This window comes from Pleionea sediminis, assembly GCF_007570825.1.
In the GTDB taxonomy this organism is placed as follows: Bacteria; Pseudomonadota; Gammaproteobacteria; order Enterobacterales; family Kangiellaceae; genus Pleionea; species Pleionea sediminis.
In genome coordinates this window covers 985,230-1,000,940 of sequence record NZ_SUNB01000001.1, presented here as the reverse complement: position 1 = coordinate 1,000,940, position 15,711 = coordinate 985,230, and the positions used below count along the sequence as shown (strand labels likewise).

The 15,711-nt window shown below is 38.7% G+C and carries 16 protein-coding genes; 7 read left to right on the top strand and 9 right to left on the bottom strand.

All coding sequences use genetic code 11. From position 1 onward, the window contains the following. The first annotated feature begins 67 nt into the window (after nucleotides 1–67). From FAX86_RS03965 to FAX86_RS03955, 3 genes are read left to right on the top strand one after another with little or no spacing between them, the layout of a single operon-like run. Nucleotides 68–1,384: an ATP-binding protein gene (locus FAX86_RS03965; protein WP_144392031.1), complete on the top strand. Its 1,317-nt coding sequence runs from the start codon at nucleotides 68–70 to the stop codon at nucleotides 1,382–1,384. A gap of 4 nt (nucleotides 1,385–1,388) precedes the next feature. Continuing rightward, on the top strand, nucleotides 1,389–1,799 hold the full coding sequence (locus FAX86_RS03960; RefSeq protein WP_144392030.1) for a hypothetical protein: 411 nt from the start codon (nucleotides 1,389–1,391) through the stop codon (nucleotides 1,797–1,799). After that, nucleotides 1,799–2,722, top strand: coding sequence for a tetratricopeptide repeat protein (locus tag FAX86_RS03955; RefSeq protein ID WP_144392029.1), 924 nt, complete (start codon nucleotides 1,799–1,801; stop codon nucleotides 2,720–2,722). Before FAX86_RS03960 ends, FAX86_RS03955 begins: the two co-directional genes overlap by 1 nt. A gap of 4 nt (nucleotides 2,723–2,726) precedes the next feature. Here FAX86_RS03955 and FAX86_RS03950 read toward each other — a convergent pair whose 3' ends face one another. The 3 genes from FAX86_RS03950 to FAX86_RS03940 form a co-directional block, all read right to left on the bottom strand. After that, nucleotides 2,727–3,659: an ion channel gene (locus FAX86_RS03950; RefSeq protein WP_205859099.1), complete on the bottom strand. Its 933-nt coding sequence runs from the start codon at nucleotides 3,657–3,659 to the stop codon at nucleotides 2,727–2,729. A gap of 94 nt (nucleotides 3,660–3,753) precedes the next feature. Then, entirely contained in the window at nucleotides 3,754–4,182 is a 429-nt protein-coding gene (locus FAX86_RS03945; RefSeq protein ID WP_144392028.1) for a hypothetical protein, read from the bottom strand. A 179-nt stretch (nucleotides 4,183–4,361) separates the two neighbouring features. Beyond that, complete coding sequence (locus FAX86_RS03940) at nucleotides 4,362–6,434, bottom strand: TonB-dependent receptor (protein ID WP_144392027.1); 2,073 nt, start codon at nucleotides 6,432–6,434, stop codon at nucleotides 4,362–4,364. 117 nt (nucleotides 6,435–6,551) lie between these two features. On the opposite strand from FAX86_RS03940, the gene arsN2 reads away from it, so the two are divergent. Then, nucleotides 6,552–6,989: an arsenic resistance N-acetyltransferase ArsN2 gene (arsN2, locus tag FAX86_RS03935; RefSeq protein WP_144392026.1), complete on the top strand. Its 438-nt coding sequence runs from the start codon at nucleotides 6,552–6,554 to the stop codon at nucleotides 6,987–6,989. 51 nt (nucleotides 6,990–7,040) lie between these two features. Here the strand turns inward: arsN2 and FAX86_RS03930 are convergent, their stop codons facing one another. Next, on the bottom strand, nucleotides 7,041–8,018 hold the full coding sequence (locus FAX86_RS03930) for a tetratricopeptide repeat protein (protein WP_144392025.1): 978 nt from the start codon (nucleotides 8,016–8,018) through the stop codon (nucleotides 7,041–7,043). Further along, a complete protein-coding gene (locus FAX86_RS03925; RefSeq protein ID WP_144392024.1) occupies nucleotides 8,015–8,767 on the bottom strand; it encodes a DUF2306 domain-containing protein in 753 nt (250 codons plus the stop codon). Before FAX86_RS03925 ends, FAX86_RS03930 begins: the two co-directional genes overlap by 4 nt. Nucleotides 8,768–8,942: 175 nt before the next feature. On the opposite strand from FAX86_RS03925, the gene FAX86_RS03920 reads away from it, so the two are divergent. The 3 genes from FAX86_RS03920 to FAX86_RS03910 all read left to right on the top strand — a co-directional run bounded on the left by FAX86_RS03920 (nucleotide 8,943) and on the right by FAX86_RS03910 (nucleotide 12,486). Next, nucleotides 8,943–10,079, top strand: coding sequence for a sensor histidine kinase (locus tag FAX86_RS03920; RefSeq protein ID WP_144392023.1), 1,137 nt, complete (start codon nucleotides 8,943–8,945; stop codon nucleotides 10,077–10,079). Nucleotides 10,080–10,082: 3 nt separating this feature from the next. Continuing rightward, nucleotides 10,083–10,730 (top strand): response regulator, encoded by a 648-nt coding sequence (locus FAX86_RS03915; protein ID WP_144392022.1) that lies wholly within the window; start codon nucleotides 10,083–10,085, stop codon nucleotides 10,728–10,730. Between the two features lie 85 nt (nucleotides 10,731–10,815). Beyond that, nucleotides 10,816–12,486, top strand: a complete 1,671-nt coding sequence (locus FAX86_RS03910; RefSeq protein ID WP_144392021.1) for a hybrid sensor histidine kinase/response regulator — start codon at nucleotides 10,816–10,818, stop codon at nucleotides 12,484–12,486. Here FAX86_RS03910 and FAX86_RS03905 read toward each other — a convergent pair. The 4 genes from FAX86_RS03905 to FAX86_RS03890 all read right to left on the bottom strand — a co-directional run bounded on the left by FAX86_RS03905 (nucleotide 12,479) and on the right by FAX86_RS03890 (nucleotide 15,503). Further along, on the bottom strand, nucleotides 12,479–12,730 hold the full coding sequence (locus tag FAX86_RS03905) for a DUF1289 domain-containing protein (protein WP_144392020.1): 252 nt from the start codon (nucleotides 12,728–12,730) through the stop codon (nucleotides 12,479–12,481). The two genes, FAX86_RS03910 and FAX86_RS03905, sit on opposite strands and share 8 nt — an antisense overlap. A gap of 16 nt (nucleotides 12,731–12,746) precedes the next feature. Beyond that, complete coding sequence (locus tag FAX86_RS03900) at nucleotides 12,747–13,343, bottom strand: TIGR04211 family SH3 domain-containing protein (RefSeq protein WP_164503448.1); 597 nt, start codon at nucleotides 13,341–13,343, stop codon at nucleotides 12,747–12,749. A 161-nt stretch (nucleotides 13,344–13,504) separates the two neighbouring features. Further along, nucleotides 13,505–14,782, bottom strand: a complete 1,278-nt coding sequence (locus FAX86_RS03895; protein WP_144392018.1) for an inorganic phosphate transporter — start codon at nucleotides 14,780–14,782, stop codon at nucleotides 13,505–13,507. Between the two features lie 46 nt (nucleotides 14,783–14,828). Continuing rightward, nucleotides 14,829–15,503, bottom strand: a complete 675-nt coding sequence (locus tag FAX86_RS03890; protein ID WP_144392017.1) for a TIGR00153 family protein — start codon at nucleotides 15,501–15,503, stop codon at nucleotides 14,829–14,831. Between the last annotated feature and the right edge of the window lie 208 nt (nucleotides 15,504–15,711).

Genomic DNA, 15,711 nt, shown 5'->3' with positions numbered 1-15,711 from the left:
TGGATATGATGTTTACATTGAATCGCGCTTTTAAAATTTTAAATAAGTTCAGAAGATTAAATAAACAATGAATAAAGATACAGTAAAAGGTTTAATGAAGGCATTTCATGAGGCTCCTTCCGGAGAGCTTGCGAGGATTATTGTTTCTTCTTTAGTGGAATTAAACGAACCTAAGGAAGCGGTTAGCTTTTATAATAATTCAGAAAGTCTTTTTACGAGTTCTACGAAACTTTCTATTGCTGATCTAATGATACAAAAAGAACTCCATGAATTTGCTTTAGTATTCTTGGACACCTCATTGGCAGGACACTTGATTAAACGAGCTGAGTGCTATTTATGGTTAGAGCAATTAGAGGAAGCAAAGTCGGCTTATCAGCAAGCTGTTGCTCAAGACGATTCGTTGGTATCCGCAGTATTGGCTCGACAGCTTGGATTGATGAACACGGAGCAAGAGCGACCGAAATTAAAAGTCGTTGAAAAAAGCGATGTTGCTTCGATTACTGATTTAAACCGTTATAAGCAAGAGACAACCGATTTCTCTGATGTTGTTGGCCTGGCTGATATTAAAAAGCAAATTAACAAGAAAATAATTTTGCCTTTTCAAAAGCCATCTTTGTTTCAGAAGTTTAAAAAGAAGGTAGGTGGCGGTGTTTTATTGTATGGTCCACCTGGTTGCGGAAAAACATTGTTGGCAAGAGCTACTGCAGGTGAATGTAAAGCCAAGTTTTTTAACATTGAGATCTCTGATGTACTTGATATGTATATCGGCGAATCAGAGCAAAAGCTTCACGCAATATTTGAAAAAGCCAGAGAAGACACACCCAGTGTTTTATTTTTTGATGAAATAGAAGCTTTGGCTGGCAAGCGCGAACATTCAAGAAATAGCTCTACGGCAAATATTGTCAGTCAGTTTTTAACTGAATTAGACGGATTTGCGCAAAATAATCATGGCGTTTTGGTATTGGCTTCAACCAACGTTCCATGGGCAGTTGATGCTGCGTTCTTGCGTCCCGGACGATTTGATAGAATGTTTTTTGTGCCTCCCCCAGATCGTTCCGCCAGACAAGCTATTCTGGAGCATCATATGAAAGATCGCCCTTGCGAATCTGGTATTAAATACGGTGCAATAGCAGAAAAAGCGAAAGGATTTTCAGGTGCTGACCTACATAACCTCGTTGAAATGGCTGCGGATGAAGCCATTGATGAGGCCATTGAGTCGGGTGAAGATTCTGTGATCACACAACAACACTTTTCCGAAGCACTTAAAGATTCTCGAGCAACGACCATCGAATGGTTAACAACCGCTCGGAACTATGCAAGATATGCTAATGATGGCGGACGTTATGATGACGTTTTGAATTTTCTTAAAAAACACGGTCGTTAATTCTATGTCTACCTATGAAATTATTGATGAGCCTAAAGTAAAAGCGTCTTCACATCTTGTTGTGAATCCAATCGTTATTTTGTTGGCAGCAATGATTGTTCCGATGTTTTTGACTATTCCATTTTTTGGAAGATGGTGGTTACCATTTGTGTGGCTAATGTTTAATGGCTATATCTTGGGAAGTCCTACTCTTATTAAGGAAATTATTCTATCTTTAGTTGGTTTAGTTTCATTGTATTTAGTCTTTGAACTGTCGGCGTATCTTAAACAGATTGAGCCATTTTTAAGCTTTGAATCGTTCTTTTATTATGTAAGAATTATTTTATATGGTGTCTTTTTCTTGTTTCTTTATTTAGTCGTTTTTAGGCAGATAATTCCCTTTGAAATATTTTTATACATGAAGAAAAAGTATTAATGAATAACGATTACAAATACTCGATAGCTGTTGAGCATGCCCATCGTGGTCAGGTTGGTTCTGCAATAGAAATTCTAAAAGAGTTGCTGGCCGATGATCCTAACTGTGCTGAATATCATGGATTACTTGCTTCATGTTTATTGATGCAAAAGAGAATATATGCCGCTGAATACGAGTTAAAGCTAGCTCTTCAGATAAATCCTCAGCAAGCTGACTTATTTGTCCTTATGGCTCGTATTGTTTTCTTAAAAAATAAAATAAATGAAGCCATCGACCATTGTAATCGAGCTTTAGAGCTAGATATTCATAATCTTGAGGCGTATTTGTTAAAAAGCTCTTTATTGCGATTACAAGGTAACACAAAAAAAGCGAAAGAATATATCGACCGAGCGGCAAACTTGTTTCCTAATTCGTCTTCGATTGCCTGTGCTTACGCTGATTATTTTCTTGATTCTGGTCAGTTACAAGAAGCAGAAAAATATACAGTGGAAGCACTTTCGATGAATGCTCAAAGCCATGAAGCTAATCTCTTGATGGGCAAAATAAAACTCAAACAAGGTGAGCTACATGAGGCTGAGTATCATGCAAAGTTTATTATTCGAGATGATCCATCGTCGGAAGAAGCACTCAAGCTTTTTTGTGATATTAAAATGCGTAAAAGTATTTTATTGGGTGTTTGGTGGCGCTTTAATTCTAAAATGGCAACGCTTTCGAATATCAAAGCTTCAATAATTTTAATTGCAGGCTTTTTATTTTTTAATCTAGGTGCGCAAGTTTTAGAGGACTTAGGTTATCCAACGGCTTCTGTAGTAACCTCTTTTGCATGGATTGGATTGGTAGTTTACTCGTGGGTAGGTATTCCGGTGTACTACAAAAAATTAGAAAAAGAGCTAAAGGCATTTCAATTTAACTCTGACTTTTAGTTGTTTATCGGGTCATCTTTTTTACGAAAACAACAACGAAGAGAGCAAGGGTAAAACTACCAACAAAGGCTTCTAAAGCGGCGAGTGCTCTAGCAATTCCTATTGGTGCTAGATCGCCGTAGCCTAATGTCGTAAAAGTAACAACACTGAAGTACAAGCTGCTTAAAAATATTTTGAAATTCTGCCACACAGTTAAATCGGGGTTAAAAGCTAATGAGTCGCCACTAAATGATAACCCAAGTAAGAAATATAGGACCGCAAAAGTTAGAATTGTTGCCAGCGAAAATACAATAACTCGAATAGGCTTTTCGCCATAGCCACAAAAAATATCGACTATCTTTGATATAATTCTTCGAGGGGAGCTTCTTGGCATTTGCTTTCGTCGCATAATCATCTCTTTTTGAAAGAAGTGACCCGCCATTTCGAATAATCCTTGTCGCTCAGCTGTTTTTCTTAAATTTCTGTATATCTCTTCTGACTGTTCATAGTAATCAAGCTTTTCTTTTTTGTTGTTTGCTTTCTTTGCTTGTTTTTCCTGAAATATCTCTTTGCCCCAATTGACATGCTCTATCTTGGCATTTTCAAAATTGGTTCCCAAAAGATTACAGTTTGATAGATTGGCGCAATGTAAGTTTGCATGAGAAAAATTTGCTTTCATTAGTGAAGATCCAGACAGGTCAAGCATGAAGCAATGGGCGTTTTTAAAGTTGGCACGATAGAGATCAGAGTTCTTTAATTGATAACCATAGTTTTTTTTGTGGCGAACTAAATCGATACCTTCCAGGTTACAACGTGCTAGCTTGAATGCAGACATTGGTACGCCAAGACGAGCTCGAGCCTCGAGTTTAGATTTCAAATCAGGTAGGTCTTTCAGGTTATTCGATTGCCATTCTGAGTCGTCTGGCTGATCAATGATTTCTCTGGGCGCAATGTCCATTGTCGGTGCCTCCAGAGATAATCATAGCGTATATTTTTTGAAATGTTAGTCTCGTTTACTCAATGGAAAAATACAGATTATCGGGCGTTGATTCTTACTCTCCGTCTTTTTGTGTTCGCTCGTGAAGAGACCAAAGATGGGTAACCTGCTCAACTTCATCTTCTGTCAAAGGCGCGTAACCTCGACCAAATGGCCAACCATATCCCCATCTAAATCTTGTTGGCCAATGCGGGCTGCCACCCACCCTAACACCGGCAAGCATTAATTTAGCTATTTTAGGCTCTCCGACTGATTCGACACATTGTTTTAACTTGATATCGGCTGCTTTACGTTCGGCTTTTGTACCGCCTGCCCAATAGGCTCTATCGTGCTCAGTGCAGCAATTGAGCCATAATTTTTGTTGTTCGAATGTTCCATCTGGAAACATGGAGCACCCATCACTGGTAAAGGGTGATAATGACTCGCTTTCTGCGAAGGTTAATGTCGAAAACAATAGCAATAGGTAAAACAAGAAGCGTGACATACTGGTCCTAATATTTCTGAATTTAACTATTCTAATGTGTTATTTTCTTAAGTAAAGGATCCCTCTAGCTCGGATCTATTTTTCTTCATTTTAATGAGTTAAATTAACTAATTATTCTAAAAAAAAGTGTCTTGAATTACATTTGGTCTAAATACTCCAGAAAGTATTTAACGTCATATTTAATTCATCAACCAACGAAAGTTGATAAATGCTCGTCGTGGCTCTCCTACAAAATAGCGATATTGTCCAAAGGCATAATCGGCTCGATCAGCATAATTAACATCTGTTGCATTCAAAATATTTAAAGTGAGCTCTAATTTGTCATTGATGCGCCATTGAGCATTGAATGTTAATAAAGTGTGTCCAGGATAAGAGTGCGTATTTTCTGGGTTCAGATAATAATCACTAATGTGCTGTAATTGACCTTGAAACGTTAGATTGTGGGTCGGTAACCATAACAATGTTACGGAATTTAAATATTCAGGAGCAGTATCGATGTCATTACCGCTAATTTCGCTACTCGTTAGCTGATTAGAATTGCTATATTTATGATGAGCGCTTGTGCCTGCTGACTGAAAGATCCAATTTGAGTTAAAATTAATACGTAAAGCCCACTCAATACCATAGTGTTTTGTTTTTGCATCATAAACCCATTCTCTTTCGGTGTTTTGATAAATGACGTTGGACTTTTGCATGTGATAAGTGGCAACTTTCAGGGAAGCATTTTCCCATGACTGACGAATTCCCCATTCAAAACTGCGGACGTTTTCAGACTCTAGTTCGGCTGTTGTTTGACCGTTTTGTAAACGGTACAATTCTGTCGCTTGTGGTAATCGAAATCCAAAGTCGTATTTTAGGTATTGAGTGAGGTCGCTTGAATGTTCCCATCGGTATGAAATGCTATATGAGGGATCGAGAAAGGAATCGTGTCTATCTGCTGGTCGAGTATAACGACAACCACCAAAGTCACACTCTGTTCCATCATCACGCGTTCTTCCTGTTAACATTCGATTATCGTAATCAAACTTTATATAATCTAACCGGAGATTCGTTTTGAGCGTTTGTTCTTCATTGACTTCAAAATTTAGCCCTGAAAAAACGCCAAAAAAATGAGTGTTTATCTGGTAGTCATAGTGTTTGCCTTGAGGTAATACGGCGTCAAGAAAGTCTGAGCCAGAATCGGTTTCACTTTCTTGTATTTGTTTTAGGTAAGCGCTTGTTATTTCACTATCAATGCCAAATTGTAATGAAGTTCTTTCCGTAAGTTGGTTGTAAAAGTCACTAGTGAATCCAATGCTGTCATGGCCATTTTTTTCTACAGGTTGGCCGGGTAAAAAGTGCATTAAAAATGACATTGTATTGTGTCGCACATAAGGTGTGAATATCCAGTTGTTATTATTCTTTGATGTAATCTTACTCTGAATTCGGTAAGAATTTGCTTTACGAAAAGCGTCTGGAAACTGATTTATATATCGAGCTGAATCTGCCCTGTAAGCATTTTCTCCCAGTTGTAGATATCCGGCAGTATCTTGATCTAACACACTGCTAGTCAATATAGTGTGTATATCTAGAGTGTTAGATGAATGTTTTAGTTCTGCCTGAGCTTTCTGCTGCTTGTATCCCGAACTTTCTTTGACACCTGAGTCGTACATACTACTCAGTTTTATGGCATAGTTATCGGCCGAGTGATTCACAGATAAATCATGATATCCAAAGTCGCCAAAAGTCGCTTCTAAAGAGGTATCAGAAGTTCTATTATTAATCAGCTCTGAGGTTGATACATTAATAACACCATGAATAGCACCACTGCCGTAATAAGCTGAGTGAGTGCCTCGTATTACTTCTATTTGCGAAGCTTGTTCAAAATAACTATCAAATAGCTGATTGACATTACAAAAGCCTTTTCCGCGTAATGGAATTGAGTTTTCCATCATTATAAACTCAGCACAGGATCCTGGGCCGGTGAGTACTGGTGAGCGTATTGCGGTCAAGTGCTCTTGACCATTTCCTTTACTAAGCCAGAAGCCTGGCACGTTGGAAGATAGCGTATTGAAATGCTTGGGTTTCAACAGGGACACTTCGAGGCTATCGATTAATGATATGGCACTGGTTGTTTCACTATCAATTGATGATATTCTTTTACTGGTGATAACTATTTTGTTTGATGTTTCATCATCATTATTGTTTGAGCCAAAAATGCTGAGTGAAGTATGCAATAACAGAAAACAGATAAATTTAGGAGTACTCTTCATTTGTATTTGCAAGTATAAGTTGTTATTAATTATTTTATTGGGTCGATGATAACAAACTAATTACTTGACAACATCTTTAGAGAATAAATTTATTTTTTAAAAAAATGAGTTGATATTATGCGAATATTGAAAACTGAGTATACTGATCAAGTTGAAGCATTACTGAATCGTTCTCAATTACCGACTTTAGACCTTCAGGAGAAAGAGAACATTATTTTAATAGGTGCGTTCGAAAACGAAACGGTTGTAGGTGTAATTGGGCTGGAAATCTACCAACATGAAGGCGTACTTAGATCGCTCGCAGTGAAACCTGAATGTCGTGGACAAAATATTGCGGGAGCCTTATTGTCTGAGCTGTATATCGAAGCGCACAACAATAATGTTCAACGTTTGTTTTTGTTAACAACGACAGCAGAGAGGTACTTTTCAAAACAAGGCTTTTACTATGTTGAGCGAGATGAAGTGCCTGAAAAAATTAAACAGTCGTCTCAATTTTTATCTATTTGTCCTGCTTCAGCTAAGTGTCTAGTGAGGGACCTGTCTTCTAAACAATAATCCCTCACTAAACAGTTAACTTTTTAATTAGTACAAAGTTAATTTAATAACTCAGAAGTTCTTAACTTTTTCTATGAGCTGTACATCGCTCAATTGAGAAGTTTTGAGTTGCTCAATGATTTTAATTGCTTTGTCATTTTGTCCGCTAGCTTTCAATAATTGACTTAATCTAAAGGATGCCCACTGTTTGCTCGGTAATTTATCACTGAGCTCCAGTGTTAAATATTGATTGAAAGCAGATATTCCAATATCATACTTTGAGTCACTAATTACTGATGTTCGACCAATTTGGTAAATACTGGCTTTCCAATAGAGAGCGTTGCTTTCAGTTTGTGGTTGTTTAACTATCGACTGAAATCCGATAAATGCATCACCGAATAACTCATTCGACTGTAAAATCATTGCGCTACGAAATTTTACTTTTGCCGAAACATCCTGCGCTTTTAGCAGGTCGAGGGCTATTTGATTTGCATGTTTCTTTTTGTCGGTTTTTTCGTAAAACTTCAATTTTGTCAATTGTCCTTCTTCTCGTGAGAGAGCATTAATTTTGCTAATTAATTTTTTGGCATTTTCTTCTGAGCCACCTGCTATCGAGGGAGCTTCGAGATAAAAGTTAAACAAACCTTTGTACGCCAATAAATGTGAATCATCTTGTTTGATTGCCTGAATGAAGGCATTCTCTGCGTCTTCAGCATATCCGAGCGCTGTAAAGATGGAAGCATTCGTAGCCTGTCGAGAACTCATTCTGCCGAACCAATAGTATTCTTCAGCTGAGTTAGGTTTTAATTCCAGCGATTGCTCGAAATAGTCTTCTGAGAGGTCCAAATCATTTTGTTCATATGCAATACGTGCTAAATAAAATAATGCTTTGTTATTTTGATTGTCTGATTCAAGTGCTTTTTGCCAAATCTCTTTGCTTTCTTCTAGCTTTCCTTGTTCAAAAAACTCCTCTCCCTTTGTAGAACCATGGGCAGACAATGCGAAAGTAATGAATATGAAACTATAGGTGATGATTTTTAATGATCTCATAGTTGCTCTCCTTGAATATTGAACTGTTTTCTGTATTTCTTTTTGAAGATTGCGATGCTGGTGACCCCGATCACACCCGGCAAAATCCAGGGTATTAATTGGAGATTGCCTGTAAGAATTTCGCTAAGCCAATGTCTTCCACCAGCAGCAAAAAATGCGGTGTAGGTTCCTATTCCTGCACCAATGATTGAACTCATATGTTCAATTATCCACTCTTTGGGTTTTATTGACTTCTTGAAAATATAATGAAAATTATTGAAAGAGGTAGTCACTGAAATCATGCCAAAAATTATCAACAAAGGTTTACTAAGATAAATGCCCTTAGCTAAGACTAAAGCGCTAAGCACTCCAAGGATCGCATTAATTACGATATTGCCAGGCGTATAAAGTAACGATCTGTCTGCTTTCGCTTTCAAAACATTTGTCGAGTGTAGAACACTGGCAAAAACAAGTATCGACAATAGCAATAGAAACTCTGTGTTCAACCGATGTTGAGCTATCAAGCGCTCTATTGTTTCGGGGGCAATGCTTTGACCAGGGTAACGAATGTAAATGGGGTCGTACCAAACGATGGTGCACATTAAAACTCCACTCACTGAGACAGCATACATGCAAGAATTAAAAATCTTTCCGGCTTTTTTGTGCAATTGGCTACCCTTTCGTGCAGCAACCGGTAGCCAGAATACAAATAGCGCGATGGCGCCTAATAAAATATGGACATAGAGTGCTGATTTGTGAATAACAAGCATAGGGCTCTCCCTGGTGAAAACGATAAGTTTTGTAGGTTGAGCCTATGTTAATCGATGGAATTTCATTGCGCGTGTGCCAGTGGTCATCAAAATTGATCGTGACTTTTGGCCTATTGGCTAATTTAACAGGCTTTGTCATACTATTGTCTGACTCTTCTTAAGTAACAAGTGACGCATGTATACTCGAAAATCAGTTATAAAATCGTTGGATGCTGGTGATATTGCTGCGCTAGTGACTTGGACTGTGATTTTTGGGCTGTGTGTGGTGCTTATGCCTGAAATTTCGGTTGATAAAAGAGTTCCATTTTATATCTACGCCCCTTTTTTTATAATCTATGCAGTTTGTTTTGTATATTCAACACGACAGGATGGACTTTGGGGAATCACTCCTAAAAGGCGACTTTTGGGAATAATCGTAATGCTCATATCCGCCTTTATTATTGGATACTTACTAGCATTCGACTTTTTAGCCATTTTAACCATAATTTGGGCCGCCGTTTTAGCCCATTTCTTAAAACCTCTGTTGGCAACAGCCGTTACTCTCATTGTAGTTTTCACATGGTTTGCGATGATGAGTTACCTCCAAAATGAACTTATGTGGATACATGCGATTTTGTACGGTACATTTCATATGTTCGCATTACTATTGGCGTCGTCTAACCAAAGGGAAAGAGAGATTGCCAACGAGCTCAAGTCTAAAAACGATCAGCTTGTAGCGACTCAGCATTTATTGACCGAAGCATCAAAGCAAACAGAGCGCACTCGAATTGCTCGAGATTTACATGATTTACTAGGACATCACTTAACAGCGTTATCAATTAAACTTCAAGTCGCCTCAAGAATTACTGAAGGAGAGGCGAAGCGTCATGTTGATGAATGCCATAATATAACCAAGTTACTGCTAAGTGATGTTAGAGAAGCTGTTGATACTTTGAGACATTCACAATACATCAATTTTGAAGAGTCAATTCGACTATTAGTGGAAAATGTACCTAAACTAAATATTCACTTATCCATAGTTGATGAGTTATCTATTGAAAATATCAAAAGTGCGCAAACTCTGTTTCGCTGTATTCAGGAGGCAATAACCAATAGTTTAAAGCATAGTGGTGCAACAAACTTATGGATAAAAATAGATAAAGAAGATGGTAATATTGTCTCAGAGATTTATGATGATGGCGTTGTCGATAATAGCTTCGAAAGAGGTAATGGTTTGAAAGGTATGGAAGAGCGAGTATCGCTTGTTAATGGTAATATCATTTTTTCTACGAAAAATAGCGCTCTTAAATACTTAATTCAGTTACCGGTATAATCCATGACGATTCGTATACTATTGGTTGATGATCAAAAATTAATCCGAGATGGCATTAAAAGTTTATTACAGTTGAGTGATAAAGTTAATGTTGTCGGAGAGTGTTCCGACGGAACTCAAGTCGCTAATGCATTGAACCGATTTAATCCAGATGTAATATTACTCGATTTATCGATGCCAGAAATGGATGGTATTGCGACTCTCGAATATTTAAGTCAGCAAGATAGCTCTCCTCCAGCTTTAATACTAACAACATTTGATGATCATGAATTGGTATTAAAAAGCTTAAAGCTAGGCGCGAAAGGCTTTTTGTTAAAGGACATTTCTCTTGAATCTTTAATAGAAGCCATCGAAACGGTTCATTCTGGAGATTCGTTTATTCAACCTGCAATTACTGAAAATTTATTAAAAAACACACCGGAAACTTCGGAGTGTTTTTCTGCACCAGATATACTTGAACCATTGAGTGCGAGAGAGCTTGAAGTTCTAAGACTAATTGCGAGTGGTTATTCGAACAAAGAGATTGCGGGAGCACTTCATAAGTCAGAAGGAACCATAAAAAATCATGTTTCCAATTTGTTATCAAAACTTGGTGTTAGAGATCGTACGCGCGCGGTCTTGCTTGCTATTGAAAAAGGAATATTGAGATAGGCGAGCTTTAATCTCTGAGGATGCTTCAATTTGGCAGCTCAATCTCTTTGAACTAGACTATTAAGTTCAAGGTAAGGGGGTATCCATGAAAAGTGCACCTAAGCATAAAAAAGAGCGAGAGCGACTGGAAGCCCTAAAAGAATACGATATATTAGATACTCTTCCAGAACAAAATTTTGATGATTTAACCAAACTTGCAGCGACTATATGCGATACCGATATTGCTCTTGTGAGCCTGGTTGGTGATGGCCGCCAATGGTTCAAATCTCGATATGGACTAGATGCTGAAGAAACAGAAAGAGATATTGCTTTTTGCTCTCATGCGATTAATCAAGTGAGCATATTTGAAGTTTTTGATGCACTTAAAGATGAACGCTTTCACGACAATCCTTTAGTGACGGGTGATCCGAATATTCGGTTTTATGCCGGCTCTCAGCTGTATTCTGACGATGGATATCCTCTAGGTACCTTGTGTGTTATTGATTCAAAACCTAAAAAACTGACTGACTCACAGCGTAATGCACTACAAGCACTTGCTCGTCAAGTTATGAGCCAATTAGAGCTAAGAAAAAGTTTGATGAAGACAGAAGCTTTATATAAAAAGTTAAAAGAGAAAAATAGTGAGCTAGAAAAATTAGAAAAACACAGAACAGATTTTATCAACCATATGAGTCATGAGATTCGTACTCCTTTAAATGCAATCCTAGGATTTAGTCGTATTTTAAGCCAAGAAAATAAGAGAGAAGATTTTGATAATACGGTTAGTCAAAAAGAAATGATAGACGCATTGAAATCATCAGCTGAAAACTTAAGTGAAATTGTCAATCATGTGCTTGACCTATCTCGTTTGGAAGCAGGGAAAATGAGGAAGGAGGAAAATGATTTTTCAATAAAAAATTTAGTGCATGATATTATTAGAATGAACTCTGAACGCGCAAAAGAAAAGGCGTTAAAGCTAGATTATGAAGTGTCAACTGAATTACCTTTAATTATTAAAACGGATAAAACAAAGCTCTTGCAGGTACTCACTAACCTAATAGGTAATGCAATAAAGTTTACTCCTTCTGGCGGGGAAGTTGATGTAAAAGTAAGAAGGAAAAATGAATTGATTTGTTTCTCTGTTCAAGACAGTGGAATTGGTATTTCTTCTGAAAACCTGGACAAAATATTCGAGCCTTTTCAGCAGATCGAAAATAGTCAAGCAGAATACTACGTGGGTTCTGGACTCGGACTGTCTATCTGTAAGCAAGTTGTAGACTTTTTAGGAGGCTCTATTAATGTTGAAAGTCAATTGAATAAAGGAACTTGTTTTGAATTAGAAATACCATTAGTGGTAGGCGATACCAATCTAAGTGAAGTAGATACTATCTCTGAAAAACTGGATCTCAGCGATAAGACTGCTTTTGTCGTCGAAGATAACAAAGTGAATCAACTGGTTCTTTCTGCAATGCTCTCTAAAAGTAATTTGCGGCTTGAGTTTGTAGAAACGATAGAGAGTGCACTAGAAAAAGTATCCAATATTGAACCCGATATTATTTTTGTTGATATCCGTTTACCCGACGGTGACGGCTTTTCTTTAATAGAACAGTTGCAGGGATTTGAAAAGTTAGTCGATGTGCCAATTGTCATTTTATCTGGCGACGTTACTAAAGATAGTTACATGAAGGCAAATGCTCTCGGTGTTGTCGATTTTTTAGAAAAGCCAATTGATGAGAAGCGTTTGTTTTTTATTCTCGAGAAGTCATTAGTTAATTAGATCTTTTATATTTTCGATATTCACTGCTGGTAATGGGGCGTAAGTTATCGAAATCTTGATCTTCGTAAGGTTTTGCCCAGCGACGCTTTTGAATTAATATTAATACACGTCGCCGAGCAGTGTCTGACAGTTTGTTCCAGTTTGCTATTTCGTCCATGTGACGATAACAGCCTATACAGATGTCATTTGTATTGAGCTTACAAGTAGAGCGGCAAGGACTTCTTAAGGTTTTTTTAGCACTCAACTTCTATTCTCTCGCACTAGTTCCAGGCTGATCGTTTTTTGCGGCTTATTCTTCCAAAAATAACGCCAATAACGACGCCTACGACAACGGTTAGGCCACCAGCAAAAAACCACTCTTGTAAATAACGGTCATTCATGCGTCTATTTTGTTGTTCTAATGTTGAGTTTTTTGTTTGTAGCTCACTGATTTCTTGTTGCAGAGATTGATTTTTTTCAATTAAATTAGACGCAGAATCGAGTTGTTGCTGCAATTTTGCCATTTCGGCTGAATGCTGCTTTTTTTGGTTTTCAATGGTTAATAACGCTTTTGATAGTTGATCTTGAGTTTCAACTAATTTGATTCGAGCACCTTTTTGATCGGTAATGAATCGTTCGAGGGTCCATCCTTCTCGGCCTTTATCATCTCGAACTTTTATAAATCCATTTTCAGGTTCGTCGTCCAAGACTGTTACCGAAGTGCCCGCTGGAAGGTAATAAATTATTCGATATTCATTGGTCGCACCACTTCGAACGGCGGTACTTAAATTGTCAGTAACATAGGCTGTACGCTCAGCAAAGCTGAATGTAGATACCAAAATGGTCAGGGAAAGCAGATTTATTTTTATTAAACTCACTAAAGCGTCTCCTTTTGCACGGGTGGTAGCATTGTAAGGCAATCGCTCAGCGCTGAACAGAGGCCAAGTTTTAGCAAACTGTGACAGGGTTTGAATTAAAGAGCCGAAGGTTGGAAGCGAGAAGAGCCTCTCGAAAGAGGCTCTTGGTAATAGCTCTGGGACTACAGAAGAATTGTTTTCAGAATTAAGAAGAATACAACGGCTAAGAAAGCACCAATGGGTAAGGTAACAACCCAACTGATAAAGATACTTCTTACGACACCGAGATTTAGTGCTGCGATACCTTTGGCCATGCCTACCCCGAGTACTGCGCCTACGAGAGTTTGCGTAGTTGAAATAGGTAATCCAGTACCGGAAGCCAAAACGACAGTGGTCGCTGCGGCTAGCTCTGCGGCAAAGCCGCGGCTTGGTGTAAGGTGCGTGATGCCTTTTCCGATCGTTGCCATGACGCGAGTACCAAAGATGGCTAAACCTGCGACAATACCAAGTCCCCCAAGCGGAAGAATCCACCAAGCAAGTTGAGCTTTTGGAACGATGACACCATCGTTTGCGATAACACTTTGAATTGCGGCAAGAGGTCCAATGGCATTAGCCACATCGTTTGAACCATGAGCAAAAGCCATACAACAAGCAGTAACTACCATGAGAACAGCAAATATTTTTTCGACGTTGGTAAAGTGCATATCTTTGTCGGCGCTAGGCTCAATTTTTACTCGACGTACAAAAAGTGAACCAATTATGGCAACCGCAACAGCAATTAATGCTGCGTAGACATAAGATTCGGTGGCAGAAATATTTAAAGTGCCGTCTTTCACAATATGTTTCAGGCCTTTCTTGATTGTTACCAACGCGAGAACAAATCCTGCAAGCCCCATGTAGATCGGAACGTATTTTTTTGCGTTTTCAACAGGATTATCGGTGTCGAAAATTAATTTTTGTGCACTCATAAAAATGAGGTAAGCGATAATGCCTGAAATTGCTGGCGTGACAATCCAACTGCCAACAATACCGCCGACTTTGCCCCAGCTCACCGCATCCATTCCAACACCAACGACAGCAAAGCCGATGATGGCACCGACAATGGAATGAGTTGTCGACACTGGCCAGCCTTTAGCTGATGCGATGGCAAGCCAGGTACCTGCTGCTAAGAGTGCTGAGATCATACCCAACACTAAGATTTCTGGGTGTGGGATAAATGGTGCTGAATCGATAATACCTTTACGAATGGTGGAGGTAACTTCTCCGCCTGCTAAATAGGCTCCGGCGAATTCAAAAATTGCGGCGATAATAATGGCTTGTTTTACTGTTATCGCTTTTGAACCGACAGAAGTCCCCATGGCATTGGCTACATCATTTGCACCGATTCCCCAGGCCATAAAAAAGCCGACCAATGCGGCAAAAACCAGGAGCATAACCTGGTAGTTATTAATTAATTCCATAGATGTACCTACTGATATTTTTATCTAATAATTTTGATTTTTAAATTTATTTTCTGGCGAGCATGAGCTCGAGATCAGAACCGACACGTTCAGCTCGATCGCCCAAGTCTCCAATCCAGTCAATGATTTTGTAGAGGAAAATAACATTCACTGGTGGTAGATCGGCTTCAAGCACGAAGAGTTCGCGACGAACTTGTCGTTGTAAGGTGTCGGTGTCGTTTTCGATAACATCGAGCTCTGAAATCATATCGGCAACAAGACTTGCCTCTCTCCCTCTAAAACCAGTTTCAACTAATTCATCAAGTTCATGAATGGCTTTGTGGGCTTGTTGGGAAGCATCAATACAACGTTCGAGGTATTTTTTAAAACTGCCTTGTAGCTGCTCAGGAATTTCCATTTTGCGGCCGGTCATCAGGCCTGCAATATCTTTGGCTTTGTTGGCGAGTTTATCTTGTGCGGTTACTAATCCTAGTAAATCAGTACGCGCGACAGGTAAAAATATTCCATCGCGCAATTTGAGGCGAATTTCTTTTTTGAGGTCGTCGGCCTCATTTTCGAGATCGCTTATCTTTTGTTGAATTTCTTCAACTTTCGTCCAATCTTTCGCGTAAACCGCAGCTAGGAAAGGTTTGAGCTCACTGACACACTCATGAACCTTATCTATGTGGTCTTGCATAGGGCGAAAAGGAGACGCTGCAAATAGGTCGCTAATTAAACTCATGTCAGTCTCATTACATTTTTGTGAAAGAAATATTAAAGCCGCGATTGTAAAATCCTGCGGAACCAATGTCCACTTGATCCAGCATTTGTCGGAAAGCTGGCAAAAAAGCCCGATATATCGCGCCATAGCCGAACTGCGATATGCTTAAATTTGTGCGTGACAGCGTTATTTTAGCTCGGTACACTATTTTTTGTTGGAAATCATTGGA

What these genes read in the sequence shown, in the direction of transcription:
- FAX86_RS03940 (WP_144392027.1), bottom strand. Translation starts at nt 6,434, where the DNA reads ATGAAGAGTACTCCTAAATTTATCTGTTTTCTGTTATTGCATACTTCA.
- FAX86_RS03950 (WP_205859099.1), bottom strand. Translation starts at nt 3,659, where the DNA reads ATGGACATTGCGCCCAGAGAAATCATTGATCAGCCAGACGACTCAGAA.
- FAX86_RS03925 (WP_144392024.1), bottom strand. Translation starts at nt 8,767, where the DNA reads ATGCTTGTTATTCACAAATCAGCACTCTATGTCCATATTTTATTAGGC.
- FAX86_RS03895 (WP_144392018.1), bottom strand. Translation starts at nt 14,782, where the DNA reads ATGGAATTAATTAATAACTACCAGGTTATGCTCCTGGTTTTTGCCGCA.
- FAX86_RS03960 (WP_144392030.1), top strand. Translation starts at nt 1,389, where the DNA reads ATGTCTACCTATGAAATTATTGATGAGCCTAAAGTAAAAGCGTCTTCA.
- FAX86_RS03945 (WP_144392028.1), bottom strand. Translation starts at nt 4,182, where the DNA reads ATGTCACGCTTCTTGTTTTACCTATTGCTATTGTTTTCGACATTAACC.
- FAX86_RS03920 (WP_144392023.1), top strand. Translation starts at nt 8,943, where the DNA reads ATGTATACTCGAAAATCAGTTATAAAATCGTTGGATGCTGGTGATATT.
- FAX86_RS03955 (WP_144392029.1), top strand. Translation starts at nt 1,799, where the DNA reads ATGAATAACGATTACAAATACTCGATAGCTGTTGAGCATGCCCATCGT.
- FAX86_RS03890 (WP_144392017.1), bottom strand. Translation starts at nt 15,503, where the DNA reads ATGAGTTTAATTAGCGACCTATTTGCAGCGTCTCCTTTTCGCCCTATG.
- FAX86_RS03915 (WP_144392022.1), top strand. Translation starts at nt 10,083, where the DNA reads ATGACGATTCGTATACTATTGGTTGATGATCAAAAATTAATCCGAGAT.
- FAX86_RS03910 (WP_144392021.1), top strand. Translation starts at nt 10,816, where the DNA reads ATGAAAAGTGCACCTAAGCATAAAAAAGAGCGAGAGCGACTGGAAGCC.
- FAX86_RS03930 (WP_144392025.1), bottom strand. Translation starts at nt 8,018, where the DNA reads ATGAGATCATTAAAAATCATCACCTATAGTTTCATATTCATTACTTTC.
- FAX86_RS03965 (WP_144392031.1), top strand. Translation starts at nt 68, where the DNA reads ATGAATAAAGATACAGTAAAAGGTTTAATGAAGGCATTTCATGAGGCT.
- arsN2 (WP_144392026.1), top strand. Translation starts at nt 6,552, where the DNA reads ATGCGAATATTGAAAACTGAGTATACTGATCAAGTTGAAGCATTACTG.